At 72.6% G+C, this 19,654-nt stretch carries 16 protein-coding genes; 6 read left to right on the forward strand and 10 right to left on the reverse strand.

Annotated elements, in window-relative coordinates; translation table 11 throughout:
• The first annotated feature begins 170 nt into the window (after positions 1–170).
• Positions 171–1,151: an NAD(P)H-quinone oxidoreductase gene (locus J2X26_RS03420; RefSeq protein ID WP_307489814.1), complete on the forward strand. Its 981-nt coding sequence runs from the start codon at positions 171–173 to the stop codon at positions 1,149–1,151.
• Here J2X26_RS03420 and J2X26_RS03425 read toward each other — a convergent pair.
• Complete coding sequence (locus J2X26_RS03425; RefSeq protein ID WP_307489815.1) at positions 1,148–2,377, reverse strand: AGE family epimerase/isomerase; 1,230 nt, start codon at positions 2,375–2,377, stop codon at positions 1,148–1,150. The genes J2X26_RS03420 and J2X26_RS03425 overlap by 4 nt on opposite strands.
• Positions 2,378–2,443: 66 nt before the next feature.
• On the opposite strand from J2X26_RS03425, the gene J2X26_RS03430 reads away from it, so the two are divergent.
• Complete coding sequence (locus tag J2X26_RS03430) at positions 2,444–2,977, forward strand: bacterial proteasome activator family protein (RefSeq protein WP_307489818.1); 534 nt, start codon at positions 2,444–2,446, stop codon at positions 2,975–2,977.
• Between the two features lie 2 nt (positions 2,978–2,979).
• Here the strand turns inward: J2X26_RS03430 and J2X26_RS03435 are convergent, their stop codons facing one another.
• The 6 genes from J2X26_RS03435 to serS all read right to left on the reverse strand — a co-directional run bounded on the left by J2X26_RS03435 (position 2,980) and on the right by serS (position 9,569).
• Positions 2,980–3,843 carry an EamA family transporter gene (locus J2X26_RS03435; protein ID WP_307489819.1) on the reverse strand — a complete coding sequence of 288 codons (864 nt, stop codon included), beginning with the start codon at positions 3,841–3,843 and terminating at the stop codon, positions 2,980–2,982.
• 15 nt (positions 3,844–3,858) lie between these two features.
• Entirely contained in the window at positions 3,859–4,812 is a 954-nt protein-coding gene (locus J2X26_RS03440; protein WP_307489821.1) for a carbohydrate ABC transporter permease, read from the reverse strand.
• On the reverse strand, positions 4,809–5,798 hold the full coding sequence (locus J2X26_RS03445) for a carbohydrate ABC transporter permease (RefSeq protein WP_307489822.1): 990 nt from the start codon (positions 5,796–5,798) through the stop codon (positions 4,809–4,811). Before J2X26_RS03445 ends, J2X26_RS03440 begins: the two co-directional genes overlap by 4 nt.
• A gap of 109 nt (positions 5,799–5,907) precedes the next feature.
• Positions 5,908–7,284: an ABC transporter substrate-binding protein gene (locus J2X26_RS03450; protein WP_307489823.1), complete on the reverse strand. Its 1,377-nt coding sequence runs from the start codon at positions 7,282–7,284 to the stop codon at positions 5,908–5,910.
• Between the two features lie 225 nt (positions 7,285–7,509).
• Positions 7,510–8,307, reverse strand: coding sequence for an HAD family hydrolase (locus J2X26_RS03455; protein WP_307489825.1), 798 nt, complete (start codon positions 8,305–8,307; stop codon positions 7,510–7,512).
• Positions 8,304–9,569, reverse strand: coding sequence for a serine--tRNA ligase (serS, locus tag J2X26_RS03460; protein WP_307489827.1), 1,266 nt, complete (start codon positions 9,567–9,569; stop codon positions 8,304–8,306). Before serS ends, J2X26_RS03455 begins: the two co-directional genes overlap by 4 nt.
• Before the next feature lie 108 nt (positions 9,570–9,677).
• Here serS and J2X26_RS03465 point away from each other — a divergent pair, with 108 nt between their 5' ends.
• Entirely contained in the window at positions 9,678–10,838 is a 1,161-nt protein-coding gene (locus J2X26_RS03465; protein WP_307489829.1) for a diacylglycerol/lipid kinase family protein, read from the forward strand.
• 111 nt (positions 10,839–10,949) lie between these two features.
• Complete coding sequence (locus J2X26_RS03470; RefSeq protein ID WP_307489831.1) at positions 10,950–12,791, forward strand: M48 family metallopeptidase; 1,842 nt, start codon at positions 10,950–10,952, stop codon at positions 12,789–12,791.
• On the opposite strand, the gene pheA is transcribed toward J2X26_RS03470, so the two are convergent.
• Positions 12,788–13,735: a prephenate dehydratase gene (gene pheA, locus J2X26_RS03475; protein WP_307489833.1), complete on the reverse strand. Its 948-nt coding sequence runs from the start codon at positions 13,733–13,735 to the stop codon at positions 12,788–12,790. The two genes, J2X26_RS03470 and pheA, sit on opposite strands and share 4 nt — an antisense overlap.
• Before the next feature lie 90 nt (positions 13,736–13,825).
• On the opposite strand from pheA, the gene J2X26_RS03480 reads away from it, so the two are divergent.
• A complete protein-coding gene (locus tag J2X26_RS03480; protein WP_307489835.1) occupies positions 13,826–16,156 on the forward strand; it encodes a hypothetical protein in 2,331 nt (776 codons plus the stop codon).
• On the opposite strand, the gene J2X26_RS03485 is transcribed toward J2X26_RS03480, so the two are convergent.
• Both J2X26_RS03485 and J2X26_RS03490 read right to left on the reverse strand, forming a co-directional pair.
• Entirely contained in the window at positions 16,119–16,928 is an 810-nt protein-coding gene (locus J2X26_RS03485; RefSeq protein ID WP_307490698.1) for a glycosyltransferase family 2 protein, read from the reverse strand. The two genes, J2X26_RS03480 and J2X26_RS03485, sit on opposite strands and share 38 nt — an antisense overlap.
• Before the next feature lie 131 nt (positions 16,929–17,059).
• The gene (locus J2X26_RS03490) at positions 17,060–17,884 is read right to left on the reverse strand and encodes a DUF5926 family protein (RefSeq protein WP_307489837.1); all 825 of its coding nucleotides are present in this window, start codon (positions 17,882–17,884) and stop codon (positions 17,060–17,062) included.
• An 83-nt stretch (positions 17,885–17,967) separates the two neighbouring features.
• On the opposite strand from J2X26_RS03490, the gene pgm reads away from it, so the two are divergent.
• Positions 17,968–19,641, forward strand: coding sequence for a phosphoglucomutase (alpha-D-glucose-1,6-bisphosphate-dependent) (gene pgm / locus J2X26_RS03495; RefSeq protein WP_307489839.1), 1,674 nt, complete (start codon positions 17,968–17,970; stop codon positions 19,639–19,641).
• Positions 19,642–19,654 lie beyond the last annotated feature (13 nt).

Genomic DNA, 19,654 nt, shown 5'->3' on the forward strand with positions numbered 1-19,654 from the left:
GACCGATGAGGTGTCCCGTTGGCGTTCATCGGCTGTTGGACGTCAGACCATTAGCCCGCGGCAGAGTTTGCCATGGACCTCACCCCCTGGGATACGGCGACATGACACCCCGTTCGGGTGTCGTGTGCTAGCAGCAGGGCTGACAGGCCCCCCAGGGTTACTGTGCGGACGTGCGAGCGGTCGTCATCACAAAGCCGGGTGATCCGGACGTCCTCGCCGTGCAGGACGTTCCTGACCCCGTGGCGGGACCGCGCGACCTGATCGTGAGGGTCGCGGCCGCCGGCGTCAACCGAGCGGACCTGCTGCAGCGCGCGGGCCACTATCCGCCGCCGTCGGGCGCTCCGACCTGGCCGGGTCTCGAGGTCTCGGGCACGGTCGTGGCCCGTGGGCACGCCCTGGGTCCCGACGACCCCCAGCCCGGCGACCGTGTCGCCGCACTGCTCGCGGGCGGTGGCTACGCGGAGCTGGTCGCGGTCCCGGTCGAGCTCGCCCTGCGCCTGCCTGACGACCTCTCCACCGTCGACGCCGCCGCGCTGCCCGAGGGCCTGGCGACGGTGTGGTCGAACCTGCGTGCCGCGCGTCTGTCGCCCGGGGAGAGCCTGCTCGTCCGGGGCGGCTCGGGCGGGGTCGGCACCGTCGCGGTCCAGCTGGCCCGTGCCCTGGGCACGCGCGTCCTGGCGACCGCGGGCGGCCCGGAACGCACCGCCCGGGTCCTGGCGCTCGGCGCCGACGTGGCGCTCGACCACCGGGAGCCCGGCCTCGTGGTCCGCCTGCTCGACGCGACGGACGGGCACGGTGCCGACGTCGTGCTCGACGTCCTGGGCGGCGGCGGGCTGGCGGAGAACCTGGCGATGCTTGCCGACGACGGCCGGCTGGTGGTCATCGGGATGCAGCAGGGCCGACGCGGGGAGCTGGACCTGTCGGTGCTGCTGGCCAAGCGGGCGAGCATCCTCGGCACCATGCTGCGCTCCCGCCCGCACGAGCAGAAGGTCGCGATCATGGACGGCGTCCGCCGGCACGCGTGGCCGTTCGTCGAGGACCGGTGGGTGCGGCCGGTGGTGCACGCCCGCCTCGGCTTCGACCAGGCCGCGGACGCGCACCGCCTGCTGGAGTCGGGCGCGGCCTTCGGCAAGGTCCTGCTGATCCCCTAGTCCAGCAGGCCCGCGGCCAGGGCCGGGGCGATCACCGGGGTCAGCGGGAGGCGCGGGATCAGCGTCGCCTGCACCGCGTGGTAGAGGTCGGCCTTGCCGGCCCAGACCGTGCGCGACACCTGGTTGTCGGTGCCGAGCTCGTGCCACCACGACCCCCCGACCCGGTCCAGGTGGTGCGCGCCGATGTACTCCCACCACTGCGTGTAGGCGTCGTCGAACCGCGGCTCGCCCGTCGCGGCGTGCAGCGCGGCCGCCGCGGCGACACCCTCGGCGGCCACCCAGTGCATCCGCTCGCGCACGACGGGCGCGCCGGACCAGTCGACCGTGTAGACGAAGCCGGGGGCGCCGTCGACGTCCCAGCCCTCGCGCACGGCGGCGTCGAACAGCGAGACCGCGTCCTCGAGCATCCAGGCGGGGGCGACGTCGCCGCGGGCGGTGATCGCAGCGCGCGCGTGCAGGGTCAGCCGCGCCCACTCCAGCCAGTGGCCGATGGTGGCGCCGTAGGGCCGGAACGGGTGCGCCGGGGTGTCCACGTTGTACTCGAGGTCCGGCTCCCAGTCGGTGTCGAAGTGCTCGGGGATGCGCCACGAGTTGCCCGCGGCCCAGCCGTGCACGACGCGCTCGACGATCCGCAGCGCGCGGTCGAGCCAGACGCGCTCACCCGTGACGTCCGCCGCAGCGAGGTACGCCTCGACGGTGTGCATGTTGGCGTTGACGCCCCGGTAGCCGTCGAGCGTCGTGAAGGTCCGGTCCCACTGCTCGACCGCCATGCCGGCCTCGTCGTCCCAGAACCGCTGCGCGGAGACGGCGAGCGCCTCGTCGAGCAGCGCACGGGCGCCCGGCCGGCCCGCGGCGGTCGCGCTCGAGGCGGCGAGGATGACGAACGCGTGCGGGTACGCCGCCTTGTCGGTGTCCCGCGGGGTGCCGTCGCGCTCGACCTCGGCGAACCAGCCACCGTGCTCGTCGTCGTGGAACGCGCCGGTCAGCGCGGCGAGGCCGTGGTCGACGAGGGCGGCGGACCCCGGGCGGCCGAGCAGGTGACCGATCGCGTAGACGTGCGTCATCCGGCACGCGATCCACAGCTCCAGCGGACCGTCGACCGCGGCTCCCGCCTCGTCCTGGCGCGCGAAGCCTCCGGGGACGACCGACGCGCGTCCGAAGTCGAGGAGCCGGTCCGTCTCGTCCTCGAGCCACCGGGCATGGGCAGGTGTGGTGAGCCAGGCCATGCCGCACACCCTAGCCAGCCGACCCGAAGGGCTGCGCTCGGCACCTCCGTCGGTGAGAATGCCCGGGTGACCGACAACGACGCGCAGGACGCCACCGCCGACGAGAAGCCACGCGTGGAGGTGCTGGACCCCGTGCCCGACGACGACCGGCCCGAGGACATCACCTCGCTGGTCGGCCAGCCCGCGAAGGTCATGCGGATCGGCACGATGATCAAGCAGCTTCTCGACGAGGTCCGCAGCGCACCCCTCGACGACGCCGCCCGCGCCCGCCTGGCGGAGATCCACGAGCGGTCCCTGCACGAGCTGGAGGAGGGCCTGTCGCCCGAGCTCGTCGCGGAGCTTCACCGGATCACGCTGCCGTTCGTCGAGGACCAGGCGCCGTCCGACGCCGAGCTCCGGATCGCGCAGGCGCAGCTGGTCGGGTGGCTGGAAGGGCTGTTCCACGGCATCCAGACCGCGCTGGTGGCCCAGCAGGTGGCGGCGCAGGGCCAGCTCGCCGGGATGCGTCGGCAGCTGCCCGCCGGGCCGTCGCACCCCGGTGCACCCGTCCAGGTCCCGCGCGCCGACGGCGCAGACCCGTCGACCGGGCAGTACTTGTAGCTCTACGCCGGGGGCGGCGCCTCGTCCGTCGGTACGTCCTCGCGGTCCAGACCGGTGAGCACGATGGCGCCGGAGACGAGCAGCAGCCCGACCACCTCGAGCCCGTGCGGCACCTGCTGGAGCATCACGGCACCGACCACCGCGGCGGTCGCCGGGAGCATCGCCAGCAGCACGGCGAACGTGGCGGCGCGCACCCGTCGCAGCACCACCTGCTCGAGCGCGTACGGGACCACCGACGAGCAGACGGCGATCGCGACCACCAGCGCCGCCAGGCGCGCGTCGTGCAGCACCGGTGCCGCGCCGCCGGCCAGGAACGGCGCGAACAGCACCGCACCCGCCGCCATCGCGACGGACAGCCCCGTGATCCCGCCGTTGGCCGCCCGCGCCACGCGCCGGCCGAGCAGGATGTAGGCCGCCCAGCACGCCGCCGAGACGAGGATCGCCACCAGGCCGATCAGCGCGTCCGGCCCGGTTTCCAGGCTCACCCCTGCCAAGAGCACGACACCGACGGCGGCGACGGCGATGCCCACCCGGTCGCGCCAGCCGCGGCCCGTCACGGCGGCGACCGCCACCGGTCCGAGGAACTCGATCGCGACCGCGGTGCCGAGCGGCAGGTAGTCGATCGCGATGTAGAACGACACGTTCATCAGTGCGAGCACGGCGCCGAACACGACGGCTGTGCGCAGGTCCGGCAGGTGCCACCGCGACCGCCACGGGCGCTGCCACACGACGAGCACGACCGCCGCGACCGCGATGCGCAGCCACGCGACCGAGGCCGCGGCGATCGTGCCGAAGATGCCGACCGCGAGTGCCGCACCCAGGTACTGCGTCAGTCCGGAGACGACGAAGAGCAGGGGTGCGGGCACGGCCTCAGGCTAGGGCTACCCCTTCACCGACCCCGCCAGCAGGCCGCGCACGAAGTACCGCTGGAGCGACAGGAACACGATGAGCGGCACGACGAGGGCGATGAACGCGCCCGCGGACAGCAGCTGCCACTGCGACCCGCGCGTCCCGCTCAGCTCCGCCACGCGCACGGTCAGCGGGGCCACGTCGGTGGTCCCGCCGGCGAACGTGAGCGCCACCAGCAGGTCGTTCCACACCCACAGGAACTGGAAGATCGCGAAGGACGCGATCGCGGGGGTGAGCAGCGGCATGAGCACCTGGAAGAAGATCTTCACGTGCCCGGCGCCGTCCATCCGCGCGGCCTCGACCAGCGACGGCGGGATGTCCTTCATGAAGTTGTGCAGGATGTAGATGGCCAGCGGCAGCGCGAAGATCGAGTGCGACAGCCAGATCACCCAGAACGACCCCGCGATGCCCCAGCTCACGTACTGCGACAGCAGCGGGATGAGCGTGACCTGGATGGGCACCACCTGCAGCGCGAAGATCGCGACGAACAGGATGGCCCGGCCCTTGAAGTCGATCCACGCCAGCGCGTACGCCGCCAGGAGCGCCAGCGAGATCGGGATGATCACCGCGGGCAGCGTGATGACGACCGAGTTCACGAAGTACGTGATCAGGCTCGTCGACGACCCGAAGAGGGCCTCCTGGTAGTTGTCCAGCGTGAGGCCCGGGTTCCAGGGCAGCGTCCACCAGCCCGACGTGCGGATCTCGGACCGCGGCCGGAACGAGGTGACCAGCAGGCCGAACGTGGGGATGGTCCAGACGATCGCGATGAGGATCGCGGTCAGCGACGTCCACGGCGAGCTGAGCTTCTTGGCGGCGCGGGCCGCGCGGGCGTCCGTCCGGGAGAACCGCGACGTCTTGAGCGTCGTGTCGACCTCGAGCGGGTCGACGAGGGTCTGCGGAGGGAGGGGGGCCGAGGCGTTCGTCATCGGATCTCCTCCGAGAGGCGCAGCTGTCGGACGTTGTACACGATGATCGGGATCACCAGGACGAACAGGATGACCGCGAGCGCGGCACCGAGCCCGGCGTTCTGGGCGCGGAAGCTCTGCGTGTAGAACTCGTAGGCCACGACGGACGTGTTGAAGTTGCCGCCGGTCATGGTGCGGACGATGTCGAAGACCTTGAGCGTGCCCATCGCGATCGTCGTGACGACGACGACGAGCGCCGGTCGGATGCTCGGCACGGTGATGAACCGGAACATGCCGATGCCGTGCAGCCCGTCAAGCCGGGCCGCCTCCGTGATGTCGTCGGGGATCGCCTTGATGGCGGCCGAGAGCACCGTCATCGCGAAGCCCGCCTGGATCCAGATCATGACCGCGATGAGGAACAGGGTGTTCCACGGTTGGTTGAGCAGGAACTGGTACGGCTCCAGGCCCAGCCACACGAGGATCTGGTTGGCCAGGCCGATCTGCTGGATGTTGCCCTGGTCGGGCCGGAACTCGTAGACGAACCTCCAGATGATGCTGGCGCCGACCAGCGAGATCGCCATCGGCAGGAAGATCAGCGTCTTGGCCATCGACTCGAACCGGGTGCGGTCGATGAGCACCGCGTAGACCAGGCCGATCAGGGTGGCGATCAGCGGGACGAGGACCACCCAGAGCAGCGTGTTGCGCAGCACGGTCTGGAACTGGTCCTGCGTGAAGGCGGTGATGTAGTTGTCGAGGCCGACGAACTCGTTGCCCTTGGCGTCGTAGAGCGACGCCTTGATGGTGTTCAGCCCGGGGTAGACGAGGCCGAACACGACGAAGATCAACGTCGGCCCGAGGAACGCCGCGACCACCGCCCAGGTCGGCACCCTCTTGAGCTTGTCGATCCCGAAGAGGATCCCTCCCATCACGCCCACGAACAGCAGGATCGCGACGAACATCAGCGCGAACTTGTGTCCCGTGGTCTCGGCGTGGATGAACCAGTCCATTCCTCACCCTCCTCGTCGTCGAGGTTGTCTACGTGCGTCGAGCGCCCCGGCACGCCTGGGGTGGGAGCCGTCATCGCGACGACTCCCACCCCAGGTGTACCTCAGAGCGTCAGGATGCGGGCCAGGCGGCCTCGACGTTGTCGAGGGTCTCCTGGTCGGACTGGTCCTCACCGATCCACGCGGTCATCTGCTTCCAGAACGCGTCGGCGCCGACGGCACCGGGCATCTGGTCGGACCCGTCGAACCGGAAGGTGTAGCTGTCGTCCGTGAGCAGGTCGAACGAGAGCTTGTCGATGGGCGACTGCAGCAGCTCCGGGTCGAGGCCGCTGTTGGCGCTGAGCCAGCCCTGCCCGGTGGCCGCCGCCTTGGCGTTGGCCCACTCCGGGCTGGACAGGTACGCCTGGAACGCCTGGACCTCGGGACGGTCCGCGAAGGCCGTCACGAACTCGCCGCCGCCGAGCAGCGGCTTGTCGTCAGCGCTCTGGCCCGGGAGGTAGAACGCGTAGACGTCCCCGTCCTCCGCGACCGTCAGGCTCGGGTCCCAGTTGGCCTGGTAGAAGTTGGCCGCACGGTGCAGGAAGCACATCTGGTCGGGGATCGGGTTGCCGGCCTCGTTCCAGGCGACGGTCGCGATGGACTGGACGTCGCCCAGGCCGCCGTTCACGTAGTCGGGGTTCTTGAGGATGCTGCCGACGGTCTCGAGGGCCTCGAGGACCTGCGGGTCGTTGAACGGGATCTCGTGGTTGACCCACTGGTCGTAGACGTCCGGACCGGCGGTCCGCAGCATCACGTCCTCCAGCCAGTCGGTGGCCGGCCACCCGGTGGCGTCACCGGACTCGATGCCCGCGCACCACGGCTTGGCGTCGGGGTAGTCCGACTTGATCTGGTCCGTGAGGGCGATGAGGTCGTCCCACGTGGTGGGGATCTCGTAGCCGTTCTCCTCGAACGCGGCCGGCGAGTACCAGACGAACGACTTCACGTTGGCGCCGAGCGGCGTCGCGTAGAGCGTCCCGTCGACCGTGCCGTAGTTGACCCAGCCCTCGGTGTAGTACTCGTTCGCGTTGTCGATGACCGCCTGCGGGGCCGCGACGACCGCGTCGGGGTAGTCGGCGACGATCGACGCGAGGAAGCCGGGCTGCGGGATGTACGCGATGTCGGGCGGGTTGCCGGCCTGCAGGCGGACGGGCAGCTGTGCCTCGAACTCCCGGGAGCCCTCGTACTCGATGGTCGCGCCGGTGCACTCCTCGAACGGGATGTAGGAGTCGGTCTGCTGGACGGACTCGGGGTCGACGATCGACGTGTACACGCTCACCGTCTTGCCCTCGAGGTCGCCGTACTGCTCGAACGCGGCGCAGTCGACGTCCGAGGTGGCGTCGCCGCCGCCTCCCTCGTCGTCCCCGCCCGAACAGGCGGTGAGCACCAGGGCCAGGCTTCCTACCGCCGCGGCCGCTGCCAGATGGCTGCGGCGCCTGCGTGTGCCGTTCATGAGACCTCCACGTCGTCATGCTCCGGATAGGTGCCGGCGGCTGTGCTCGGCACCCTTGCAAGCGATGCAAGCCGTTACGCAACACGGACGCAACCGTAAAGACCGGGCAATCCGGTCACGATTGAGTTACAGGCGAGCCACGGTGCACCCGCACCACGGATTTCGTGCGGAAGTACCGTCGAAACGGTCCAGATCGTTACCGGCGGGACGCGGCGCTGGGGGCCGTCAGACCAGCAGGCTGTGCAGGATCGCGAGGGCGCCGTCGTCGCCGATGGTGCCTGTGACCTCGTCGGCCGCCGCGCGGACCGCCTCGGACGCGTGACCCATCGCGACACCCCGGGCCGCCCAGCGCAGCATCTGCACGTCGTTGCCGCCGTCACCGATCGCCACGGTCGCGTGCGGCTGCACGCCGAGGTGCTGGCGGACCTCCTCGAGCGCGCTGGCCTTCGACACCCCACCCGGCGTCAGGTCGAGCCACGCGGACCAGCCGACGGCGTACTCGACCTCGTGCAGGCCGACGCGCTCCACCAGCTCGTGGAACTCCTCCGGGGTGCTGTCGGGACTGCGGATCACGACACGGGTGGCCGGCGTCGCCGTCAGCTCCTCCCAGGACACGACCTCGAGGTCCCCGGACAGCTCGCCGTCGGGGAAGTCGGCGGACACCCGGAAGCCCAGCCCGAGGTCCTCGACGGCATACAGGGCGTCGGGGAGCTCCATCGCGATCGTGCGCAGCGCCGGGCCCGGGTCGAACGTGACCACCCGGACGATCTCGTAGCCGTTCTCGGCCGCCGGGTCGAGGCGCGCGGTCACGGCCCCGTTCGAGCAGACCACCCAGCCCTCCGTCAGACCGAGCTCCATCGCCACGGGCGCGGCCGAGTGCACGCCGCGGCCCGTCGCCAGCACCACGTGCAGACCGGCGTCCCGCACGGCCCGGACCGCCGCGCGCACCTCGTCGGAGATGACGCCGTCGTAGGACATGAGGGTCCCGTCGACGTCCAGGGCGACGAGGCGGCAGCGGGTCATCGCACGGGCTCCAGCACCTCGAGGCCGCCCAGGTACGGGCGCAGCCCTGCGGGGACGCGGACCGACCCGTCGGCCTGCTGGTGGTTCTCCAGCAGCGCGACGATCCACCGCGTCGTGGCGAGCGTGCCGTTCAGGGTGGCGACCGCCCGCGTCGAACCGTCCGCCGTGCGCTCGCGGACGCCGAGGCGGCGCGCCTGGAAGGTGGTGCAGTTCGAGGTCGACGTCAGCTCGAGGTACCGCTCCTGGCTGGGCAGCCACGCCTCGCAGTCGAACTTGCGGGCGGCGCTGGAGCCCAGGTCCCCGGCGGCGGTGTCGATGACGCGGTAGGGCAGCTCGGCGAGCGCCAGCATCTCCTCCTCCCAGCCGAGGATGCGGCGGTGCTCGTCGGCGGCGTCCTCGATGGTCGTCCAGCTGAACGCCTCGACCTTGTGGAACTGGTGGACCCGGATGATCCCGCGGGTGTCCTTGCCGTACGAGCCGGCCTCGCGCCGGTAGCAGGCCGACCAGCCCGCGTACCGCTTGGGGCCGTTCGACAGGTCGAGGATCTCGCCCGAGTGGTAGCCCGCGAGCGCGACCTCGCTGGTGCCGACCAGGTACAGGTCGTCGGCGGGCAGGTGGTAGATCTCGTCGGCGTGCGCACCGAGGAAGCCGGTGCCCGCCATGATCTCGGGCTTGACCAGGGTCGGCGTGATGACGGGCGTGAACCCGGCGCTCATCGCCTTGTCGACGGCCGCGTTGAGCAGAGCCAGCTCCAGGCGCGCGCCGATCCCCGTCAGGTAGTAGAACCGTGCGCCGGACACCTTGGCTCCGCGCTCGGTGTCGATGGCCGCGAGGCCTTCGCCCAGCTCGAGGTGGTCGCGCACCGGGAAGTCGAACGCAGGGCGCTCGCCCACGTGCTTGAGCACGACGTAGTCGTCCTCGCCGCCCACGGGGACGCCGTCCTCGACGACGTTCGAGATCTTCCGGCTCAGCTCCGTGGCCACCGTCTCGGCGGCGTCCGCGTCGCTCTGCAGCGCCTTGACCTGCTCGGCCAGGTGCTTGCCGCGGGTCAGCAGCGCGTGCTTCTCGTCGCCCTTCGCCTGGGCGACAAGCTTGCCCAGGGACTTCTGCTCGGCCCGCAGCGTCTCGAACTCGGTCAGCGCGGAGCGTCGGCGCGCGTCGGCGTCGAGCACCTGGTCGACCAGGTGGGGGTCGTCCCCGCGAGCCTTCTGGCTGGCGCGGACAAGGTCGGGATCCTCCCGCAGGAGCCGCAGATCGATCACCCGAGAACCCTACCGACCCATCCGCTCGCCTCCGACGCCCGCCCACCCGGCTGGCCCCGCACGGGGCGGCTGCGCCGTGTCTCACCAGGCGGGTCGTAGATTCGGCGCATGACCTGGGAGGCGTGGGTGGCCGTGTGCGCGGCCGTCGTGGCGTGCGCCGCCCTCCTGCTCGCGGCGATCCTCTGGCTCCGGCAGCGTGAGCTGCGGCGACGGATCGAGTCGCCGCGGTCCGGTCGGGGCAGCCGGGAGCTCCGGCTCGCGCGGGACGTCGAGGCGACCGGGCAGCTCGTCGCGTTCGTCGCCAACCCCTCCAAGCAGGACGTCCCCGCGCTCCGGACGGCGGTGCACACTGCCTGCGCGGAGCAGGGGCTGCCTGAGCCGCTGTGGTTCGAGACGACCATCGCGGACCCCGGGGTCGGTCAGACCCGCGACGCGGTCGCGCAGGGTGCGGACGTCGTCGTCGCGATCGGCGGGGACGGGACGGTCCGGGCGGTGGCGGAGGGGCTCGTCGGCACCGGGATCCCGATGGGGCTCATCCCGCTCGGCACGGGGAACCTGCTGGCCCGCAACCTCGACCTCCCCCTGAGCGACCCGATGGCGTCCCTGCGCACCGCCCTGGAGGGCCGGGACCGGACGATCGACGTGGGCTGGCTGCGGGTGCACCGGTGGCAGTCCGAGCTCGACGACCCGGTCACGGACGCCGCCGACGCCCTCCCGGACGAGCTCGAGCTGCCGCGCGACCACATCTTCCTCGTCATCGCGGGCCTCGGGTTCGACGCCGCGATGGTGGCCGACACCGACGAGCAGCTCAAGGCCCGCGTCGGCTGGATCGCGTACTTCGTGTCCGGCATGCGCCACCTGCACGGCCGCCGCACCCGTGTGCACGTCCGGCTCGACGACCAGCCGATGACGTCGACCCGGCTGCGCAGCCTGCTCATCGGCAACTGCGGCAAGCTCCCCGGCGGCATCACGCTCCTGCCCGACGCTCTCCTCGACGACGGGTGGCTGGACATCGCCGCGATCGACACGCGCGGCGGCATCGCCGGCTGGGCCCAGCTGTTCGGCGAGGTGATGCTCCAGGGCGCGGGCATGCGCAACGACCTGCCCGCCAAGATCGGCCGCATCGACCACACCCGGGCGCAGGAGGTCCGCGTGGTGGTGCAGGGCGGCGAGCACGTCCAGGTGGACGGCGACATCGTCGGACGGGTCACCGAGCTGTCCGCGCGGGTGGACCACGCCGCGCTCGTCGTGCGGGTCGCGGTGGCCTGACCCGGACCTTCGCGGCATCCGGGTCAACGGCCCGCGCGGCGCGCGGAAGGACCGCTACGATCCCCGGCGAACGAGGCCCGCGACGTCGCGGCCCGCACCGGAAGGACCCCCGTGACCACCACCCTGCGCGCTGCCCTGTCGGCGGTCCTGCTGGCAGGCTTCTACGTCGTCGCGCTGGCGATCATCGTCGGCATGGGGGCGCTCAGCTGGTGGGCGTTCCAGTCCGACGCCGAGGCCGCCGCCGCCAAGCTCGGCTTCTTCACGGCCGCCATCGCCGTCGGCGTCGTCGTCGCGCTGTGGAAGGTCGCGCGGGCACGCCCGGAGCCCGAGGTGGGCCCGACGCTGACGCCCGCCGACGCACCCGCCCTCTGGGAGGCCGTCCGGGAGCTCGCCGCCGAGGCGGGCACCCGCGCGCCCGACGACATCCGCCTGCTCCCGGACGTCAACGCCGCGGTCTCCGAGGACACCCGGCTGCTCGGTCTGGTCGGCGGCACCCGGCACCTCTACCTCGGCGTCCCGCTGCTGCAGACGCTCGACGTGGGACAGCTGCGGTCGGTGCTCGCGCACGAGCTGGGCCACTACTCCAACAGCCACACCCGCCTCGGTCCGCTGACGTACCGCGGCCAGCAGGCGATCGTCGCGACGCTCGAGCAGCTGTCCGGCAACGTCGTCGGCTGGTTCCTGCGCCTGTACGCGCACCTCTTCTTCGCGGTCTCGGCCGCGGTCAACCGGCGCCAGGAGCTCGAGGCGGACCAGCTCTCCGTGCGCATCGCCGGGCGCGCGACGGCCCAGAGCGCGCTGCGCGAGCTGCCCGTCGCGGACGCCGCCTGGTCGTTCTACCTGCACAACTACCTCGACGACGCCTGGGAGTCGGGTTACGCGCCCACCGCGAACGGCTTCTTCGGCGGCTTCGGTGAGCTGGTCACGGCCCGGACCGCGGAGCTGGCCGAGATGCGCGACGACGCTCCCCCGGCCGAGCAGTCCCGCTGGGACAGCCACCCCTCGATCGCCGCGCGCGTCGCCGCGATGGACCGCATGCCCGACGTGCCGGTGGCCCGGGACACGCGTCCGGCGTGGGTGCTGATCCCCGGCTTCGAGGCGCACGCGACCGAGCTCGCCGCCCGCGTCGTCCAGGTCGAGGGCCGCACGCAGCTCGACTGGGAGGAGCTGACCGCGACCTCCCTCGTGCTGTCCCGCCAGCGGACCGCCGACATCGTGTACCGCGCGGCGGCCCGGGTGGCCGGCCAGCAGCGCGCGAACCTGGGCACGGTGCTGGACGTGGTCGCGGGCGGCCGCCGGGCCGAGCTGGAGAAGGACCTCGGCACCGAGGGCGACCAGCTCGCCGACCTCCTGGAGCTGCTGGTCTCGCAGGCCGCCGTGCAGGCCGGGATCGCCCGCTGGCAGCACTCGTGGAGCGGCCCGGCGCTGCTGGTGGGCCGCGACGACCAGGTGCTCGACCTCACGCCCGTCGCGAGCGCCGCGCTGCAGCCGGAGACGGTGGGCGCCGCTCGCGCGCGCCTGGCCGAGCTCGGGGTCGACGTCACGTCCACCGGTCAGTTCGCCGACACCGCCACGGCCCACGGCGGCGAGGTGCTCGGCGGGCTGGCCAGCGTGAAGGTCGACGGCGCCAAGCACGACGTGCTCGTCCTCGACATCGGCATGATCCTGGTGCCGACGCCGAAGAAGGACGAGTACGGCAAGGCGCGGATGATCTCGCTGCTGCAGTCGGGGTCGGTCGTGCAGCTGGCGTCCTACCACCGGTTCGTCGCGTACGAGCAGATCGCGGTCGCGCACATCACCAAGCGCACGCCCCTGCACGCCGACCTGACCCTGCACGACGGCCGGACGCTGTCGCTCAAGGAGACGTGGACGGGCGAGACGCTCGACAAGGAGAGCTCGCTGCGGCTCCTCGAGCGCCTGCTCGCGTACGAGCCCGAGGGCGCGTCGTCCTAGGTCGCTGAGCCACCCCGGAGCGCCTGAAGCCACTGGCGTGCGCCGACGAAGTCGGTGTCCGCGGTGCCCACGTGCACGGTCGGCGCGAGGGCGTCGGCGCGCGGGTAGGAGCCGAGGAACCGGACGTACGGGCAGCGGCGGTGCAGGCCCATGACGGCCTCGCCGACGCGCTCGTCGGTGATGTGCCCCCAGGCGTCGAGCGAGAAGGAGTAGCGGCCGAGGGCGTCGCCGATCGGCCGCGACTCGATCCGGGACAGGTTCACGCCGCGCACCGCGAACTGCTCCAGCATCGCGAGCAGCGCACCGGCCTCGTCGTCGGGCAGGTGGACGACGAGGGTCGTCTTGTCGGCGCCCGTGGGCGGCGGGACGGAGCCGGGGTGGCCCACGACGACGAACCGCGTCTGCGCCGAGACGTTGTCGGCGACGTCCGCCGCGAGCGGGACGAGGCCATAGGGCTCGACGGCCGCGGGCGGCACGAGCGCGGCGTCGAACCCGAGCTCGACCCCGCCGGCGGCGATGAGGGCAGCGGGAGCGGTGTTCGACGTGGCGGGCACGTGCACGACGGACGGCAGATGGTGCGCCAACCAGCGCCGGCACTGCACCCAGGCGTGCGGGTGGGCGGAGATGCGTCGGACGTCCTCGAGCCGGACGCCGGGCGCCGCGGCGAGCGTGAACTGCACCGGCACCAGCATCTCGCGCACGATCACGAGCGGGTCGCCGCCCGCGAGGCTGTCGAGCGTCGCGGTGACCCCGCCCTCGACGGTGCTCTCGATGGCCACCACGGCGAAGTCGGCGTCGCCCGTCCGGACGGCCTCGATGGCCGACGACACGTCGGACACCGGCACGTCGACGCAGTCGCCGACGGCCGCGACCTGACGCAGGGCCGCCTCGGTGAACGTGCCGGCCGGACCCAGGTACGCGTACCGCGGTAGCCCCTCGGACATGGCGTCCCTCCCGTGCAGATGATGTGCACGCTGCACGGATACCCCGCAGCGCCGCCGGGGTCGAGGGTAGTGCGCCCGTAGGCTGGAACGGTGCTGACCCCTGCCCGCCCGCGCGCGTCCGTGCTCCGCAGCGCGGTGCTCACCCTGGTGCTGAGCCTGGCGGGCATCCTGTTCGCGACCCCCGCCCAGGCAGCGGACGAGCCTCCGGTCCTTCTCGTCGGCATGACTGGCGTCCGCTGGGACGACGTCACGACCCTGACCACCCCCGCGCTGTGGAGTCTGTCCCGGGAGGGCTCCATCGGCCTCGTCGCCGCCCGGAGCGTCGCGTCCCGGTCCTGCCCCGCGGACGGGTGGCTCGCGGTCTCCACCGGCACCCGCGCGGCGGACGTGCGGGCCGACGACGGCACGTGCCGCACCCTGCGCGACCCGGGCGAGAGCGGTCAGGTGCCCGGCTGGGACGACTACGTGGCCGCGGCCGACGCCGAGTCGTACGGCGCGCAGCCCGGGTTCCTCGGGGACATGCTCGCCGAGACCGGCGCCCCGGCGACGGGCATCGGCCCGGGTGCCGCGATCGCCCTGGCGGACGCCGCCGGCATCCCCGTCGGCACCCACGAGATCCTCCCGGCGACCAGCACCAGCCTCACGCGGGCGGTGCGCGACGCCCTGGACGCGTCCCGGCTCGTCGTGGTCGACGCCGGCTCCCTGCGCGACCCGGGCTACGCGACGACCGCCCGGCCGAGCACCCCGCAGCCGACCGCGACCGCGCCGGGTGAGGAGCTGGAGGAGCCGCTGCCGCCCGAGGTGTCCACCCCGGACGCGATCATCGAGCCGTCCCGCGCGATCCAGGCCCAGGTCATCGACGCCCGGATCGGCGCCGCGATCGCCGGCGCCCAGCGCTCCGGGGCGACCGTCCTCGTCGTCTCGCTCGCCGACTCCGGACGCACGTCCCTCCAGCTGGCCGCGGCGACCGGCCTCGCCCCGAACGGCGACGAGTACGTCGACAGCCTGCTGACCTCGGGCTCCACCCGGCAGGCCGGGCTCATCCAGACCGTCGACGTCACACCGACCCTCCTGGACGGCATCGGGCTCGACAACAGCGCGGCCTCCCTGAGCGGCGCGGTGATCCTGCCCGGACCCTCCACCGCCACCGCGACCGCGCGGGTCGCGCAGCTGCTCGACATCCAGCGCCACGCCATGATGGTCACCCGCGTCAGCGGCACCTACTCGGCGCGGCTGGTGCTCATCCAGGCGGTGCTGTTCATCGCCGCCGCGATCATCCTGACCCGCACCGGCCGCTCGGACCGTGCCCCGCTGCGACCCGCCCTGCGCGCGCTGCAGATCTCCGCGCTCGCGCTCGCCGCCGCGCCGGTCGCGTCGTTCCTCACCAACACGATCCCGTGGTGGCGCTCCGACATGCCGGTCACCATGTTCTGGTGGGTGCTGCTCGGCTGGGTCGCCCTCATCACGACCGTCGCGCTGGTCGGCCCGTGGCGACGCAACCTGCTCGGGCCCGCGGGGCTGGTCGCCGGGGTGACGGTGGCCGTGCTCGTGGTCGACGCCTGCACGGGTTCCACGCTCGTCATCGACTCCCCCATGGGCGCCCACCGCGTGCTCGCCGCGCGCTTCTACGGGATGAGCAACCAGGCGTTCGCGCTCCTGACGGCCGCCGGTCTGCTGCTCGCCGTCGCGATCGCCGACCCCCTGCTGCGGCGCGGCCGTCGGGGCATCGCGACCGCCGTCGTGGCCGGGCTCGGGCTCCTGATCGTGGTCGTCGACGGCGCCCCCGGGCTCGGCAGCGACTTCGGTGGGCCGCCCGCGCTGATCCTCGCGTTCGCCATGCTGACCATCGTCGTCAGCGGGCGGAAGGTCAGCTGGAAGTCGGTCGCGCTCATCGGGCTGGTCGGCGTCGTCGTGGTCGGCGGGTTCGCGGTGCTCGACTGGATGCGCCCACCCGCCGACCGCACCCACCTGGGGCGGTTCTTCGCCACGGTGCTCGACGGCGGTCTGTGGGACGTCGTCGGCCGCAAGATCGCCGTCAACCTGCGCGTGCTGACGTCGTGGCGGTACCTGGTCACCGCCATCGGCGGCATCGCCCTGACGTGGCTGGTCGTCGTCGGCGGCCGCCCGCGGCGCGGCGAGCTGATGGGTCAGGGGCCGCTGGCAGGGCTGACCCGCGCGGTCCCCCTGCTGCGTCCCGCCGTCGCCTCGATCGCGGCGGCGCTGACCGTCGGGTTCCTCATGAACGACTCGGGCATCGTCGTGCCGGCCACCGGCATCGCGCTCGCGGTCCCGTGCCTCGTGGCCGCCGCCGCGCAGTGGCGCCTGGGAGCCCCGGACGGCGGGCTGGACCAGCCGGCCCCCGACGGCGGGCTGGACGAGCCGGTCAGCGGTGCGTCTGTGGAGGCTTCGGCACGGGGGTGACGGTGCGCTTCACGGCGCCGGCGGCGCGACGGACGCGGCGCGCGTTGACGGCCAGCTGCACGTCCCGGTACTGCGCGGCGCGGTGCATCTGACCCTTGAGGTCCGACCCCGACGGCCGGTGCTTCAGGTCGCATGGCACCTCGACGACGCGGAAGCCGCGGCGCAGCAGGTCGATCGTCATCCCGGTCTCGACCCCCCAGCCGTGGGCCAGCGGGGTCGCCGCCTCGAACGCCTCGCGGGTCAGGCAACGCATCCCCGACAGGGGCTGCGTCGGGGTCCAGCCGGTCATCGACGTGATGGCCCGGCGGGCGGCGCCCACGACGATCCCCCGGCCACCGGCGCCCGGCTGCGGCGGGATGAGCGCGATGGCGAGGTCGGCGTGCCCCTCGAACACCGGCGGCACCAGCGGGGCGGTGTTGACCGCGGTCTCGCCCAGGTCACCGTCGATGAACAGCAGGATCCGCGGCTGACGGTCGGGCGCGTCCCGCATGGCGACGACCGCGGCTCCGGTCTCCATCGCGGCGGCCTTGCCCCGGTTGTGGGAGTGCCGGACGACGACCGCCCCCGCCTCGCGCGCGACGTGCTGCGTGTTGTCCTCGGAGCCGTCGTCGACCACGAGCACCAGGTCCACGTGCGGGATGGCACGGGCCGAGCGGACGGTCGCTGCGATGCGCCGGGACTCGTCCTTGGCGGGGATGATCACGGCGACGCGCTGGCGCGCCTTGTGGGCGGCCGCCTTGCGCTCGTCGACGGCCGCCTTGCGAGCCGCCACCGACGGGGTCGGGACCGTGTCGACCGACTCGTCGGGCGGGGTCGCAGCGGCCGTCGCCACCTGGTCGTCGGCGGTCTTGCCGCCCTTGCGCGTCACGTCGCCACCCTATCTATCCGAGCAGGTCCTGCCGGTCAGCGCAGGGTGACCTGACGGGCGACCAGACCAGCCCGCGCGCGCCGCTCGTTGGCGTCCAGCGGCGTCGTGTCCGCGAGCGCGGCCTCGAAGCGGGGCAGGAAGTCGGCGACGGGCTTCTCGATGTCCTCGGCCTCCGACCCCTTCGCCAGCTCCCACACCGGCACGACCAGACCGGCCGAGCGGAAGTAGCCGACGAACTTGGCACCCTCGAAACCGGACTCACGCTTGGCGTGCAGACGGGAGAGCGCGTCGAGCACCACCTGCTCCTCGTGCGGCTGCGCCCAGCGCAGGAACTCGCGGGCACCCATGCGGCACCAGTACGCGGCCTCGGCCGACTCGAGCTTGACCGTGTCGATGATGCCGCCGTCGGCCTCCTCGATCGCGGCCTGCAGGTCCGGGGTGCGCTCGGTGTCGGGGGCCAGCCAGTACGCGAACGAGTCCTGCACGGTGACCTCGAACGGCACGCTCAGGTCCAGCACGTCCTGCAGGCGCGGACCGGGCTCGGGCAGGCCGATGGTCTCGACGGCGGTGCCGGCCTCGACCTCGATGGCCTCCAGCAGGGCGTGCGCGAGGTCGCGGCTGACGTCGTTGGAGCTGCTCGTGGTCTGCAGCGCCAGCAGGACCAGGCCGTCAGCGCGGTGCAGCGCGGGCCAGCTGGTCGGCAGGACCGTCGTCACGAGCACGTCGCGGGCGCCGTACTGCTTGGTGGTGCGGGCGGTCGCCGTCGCGGCGGGGACGAGCTCCTTGAGCGCCACCCAGTCGGGCTCACCGGGGAGTCCCTCGAACGGGCGCAGCACGAAGTCGGACGAGTTCTTGGCCATGCCGGAAAGGCTACCGGTCCTCACCGTGCCGACCAGCCGGACAGGGGGTCGCGGCATCCCGGGCGTTGGGGGAGGATCGCGGCATGGACCCGCGCGCCGGAACACCCGCCCAGCCGTCCGACCTCGTCGATCTCGACGCCCTGACCGGCGCGTATTACGACCGCGAACCCGACCTGGACGACCCGTCGCAGCGGGTGGCGTTCGGCACCAGCGGCCACCGCGGCTCTGCCCTGGACACCGCGTTCAACGAGGCGCACATCGTCGCCATCACCTCCGCGATCGTCGAGTACCGGCGCGACCAGGGCACCGACGGTCCCCTGTTCATCGGCCGGGACACGCACGCGCTATCCGACCCGGCGTGGCGGTCGGCGCTCGAGGTGCTCGCCGCGGCCGGCGTCGAGGTGCACGTCGACGCCCGCGACTCGTGGACCCCGACGCCGGGGGTCTCGCACGCGATCCTGCGGCACAACGGCGCGGGCAGCTCCGAGGGCGTCCGGACGCACGGGCCCGGCCTGGCGGACGGGATCGTCGTGACCCCGTCGCACAACCCCCCGCGCGACGGCGGCTTCAAGTACAACCCGCCGGACGGCGGCCCCGCGGGGTCGGACGCCACCGGGTGGATCGCCGACCGCGCCAACGAGATCCTCGCGTCCGGCTGGAAGTCGGTCCCGCGCGTGAGCATCGAGACGGCGCTGGCCGCGGACACCACCCTCAAGCACGACTATCTCTCGTCGTACGTCGCGGACCTGGCCAACGTCATCGACGTCGACGCCATCCGCGCCTCGGGCGTCCGGATCGGTGCGGACCCGCTGGGCGGCGCGTCGGTCGAGTACTGGGGCGAGATCGGCGAGTTCTACGGGCTCGACCTGACGGTCGTGAACCCGACGGTGGACCCGCGGTGGGCGTTCATGACGCTCGACTGGGACGGCAAGATCCGGATGGACTGCTCGTCCCCGTACGCGATGGCGTCGCTGGTCAGCCGCATGGCGGGCGACCCGGCGCCGTTCGACATCGCGACCGGCAACGACGCCGACTCCGACCGGCACGGGATCGTGACGTCCGACGGGCTGATGAACCCGAACCACTACCTCGCGGTCGCCATCGCCTACCTGTACGGCGGGGCGCGGCCGGACTGGCCTACGGGGACGGCGATCGGCAAGACGCTGGTGTCGTCCAGCCTCATCGACCGCGTGGCCGACAGGCTCGGCCGACGGCTGCTCGAGGTCCCGGTCGGGTTCAAGTGGTTCGTGCCCGGGCTGGTGGACGGGTCGGTCGGGTTCGGCGGCGAGGAGTCGGCGGGCGCGTCGTTCCTGCGCAAGGACGGAACCGTGTGGACCACCGACAAGGACGGCATCCTGCCCGCGCTGCTGGCCTCGGAGATCCTGGCGACCACCGGGAAGTCACCGTCGGCCCACCACCAGGACCTCGTCGCCGAGTTCGGGCAGTCCTGGTACGCCCGCGTCGACGCCGCCGCGTCCCGCGAGGAGAAGGCGACGCTGTCCAGGCTCACCCCGGACCAGGTGACGGCCACGTCGCTGGCCGGCGAGACGATCACCGCGAAGCTGACCAACGCGCCCGGCAACAACGCCTCGATCGGTGGCCTCAAGGTCACGACGCACAACGCGTGGTTCGCCGCCCGGCCGTCCGGCACCGAGGACGTCTACAAGATCTACGCCGAGTCGTTCGTGTCCGCCGAGCACCTCGCGCAGGTGCAGGCAGAGGCGAAGGACGTGGTCTCGGCAGCACTGGGGTCATAAGCCCACCCACAGC

The organism is Cellulomonas humilata (assembly GCF_030814415.1).
GTDB classification, from domain to species: Bacteria; Actinomycetota; Actinomycetes; order Actinomycetales; family Cellulomonadaceae; genus Cellulomonas; species Cellulomonas humilata_A.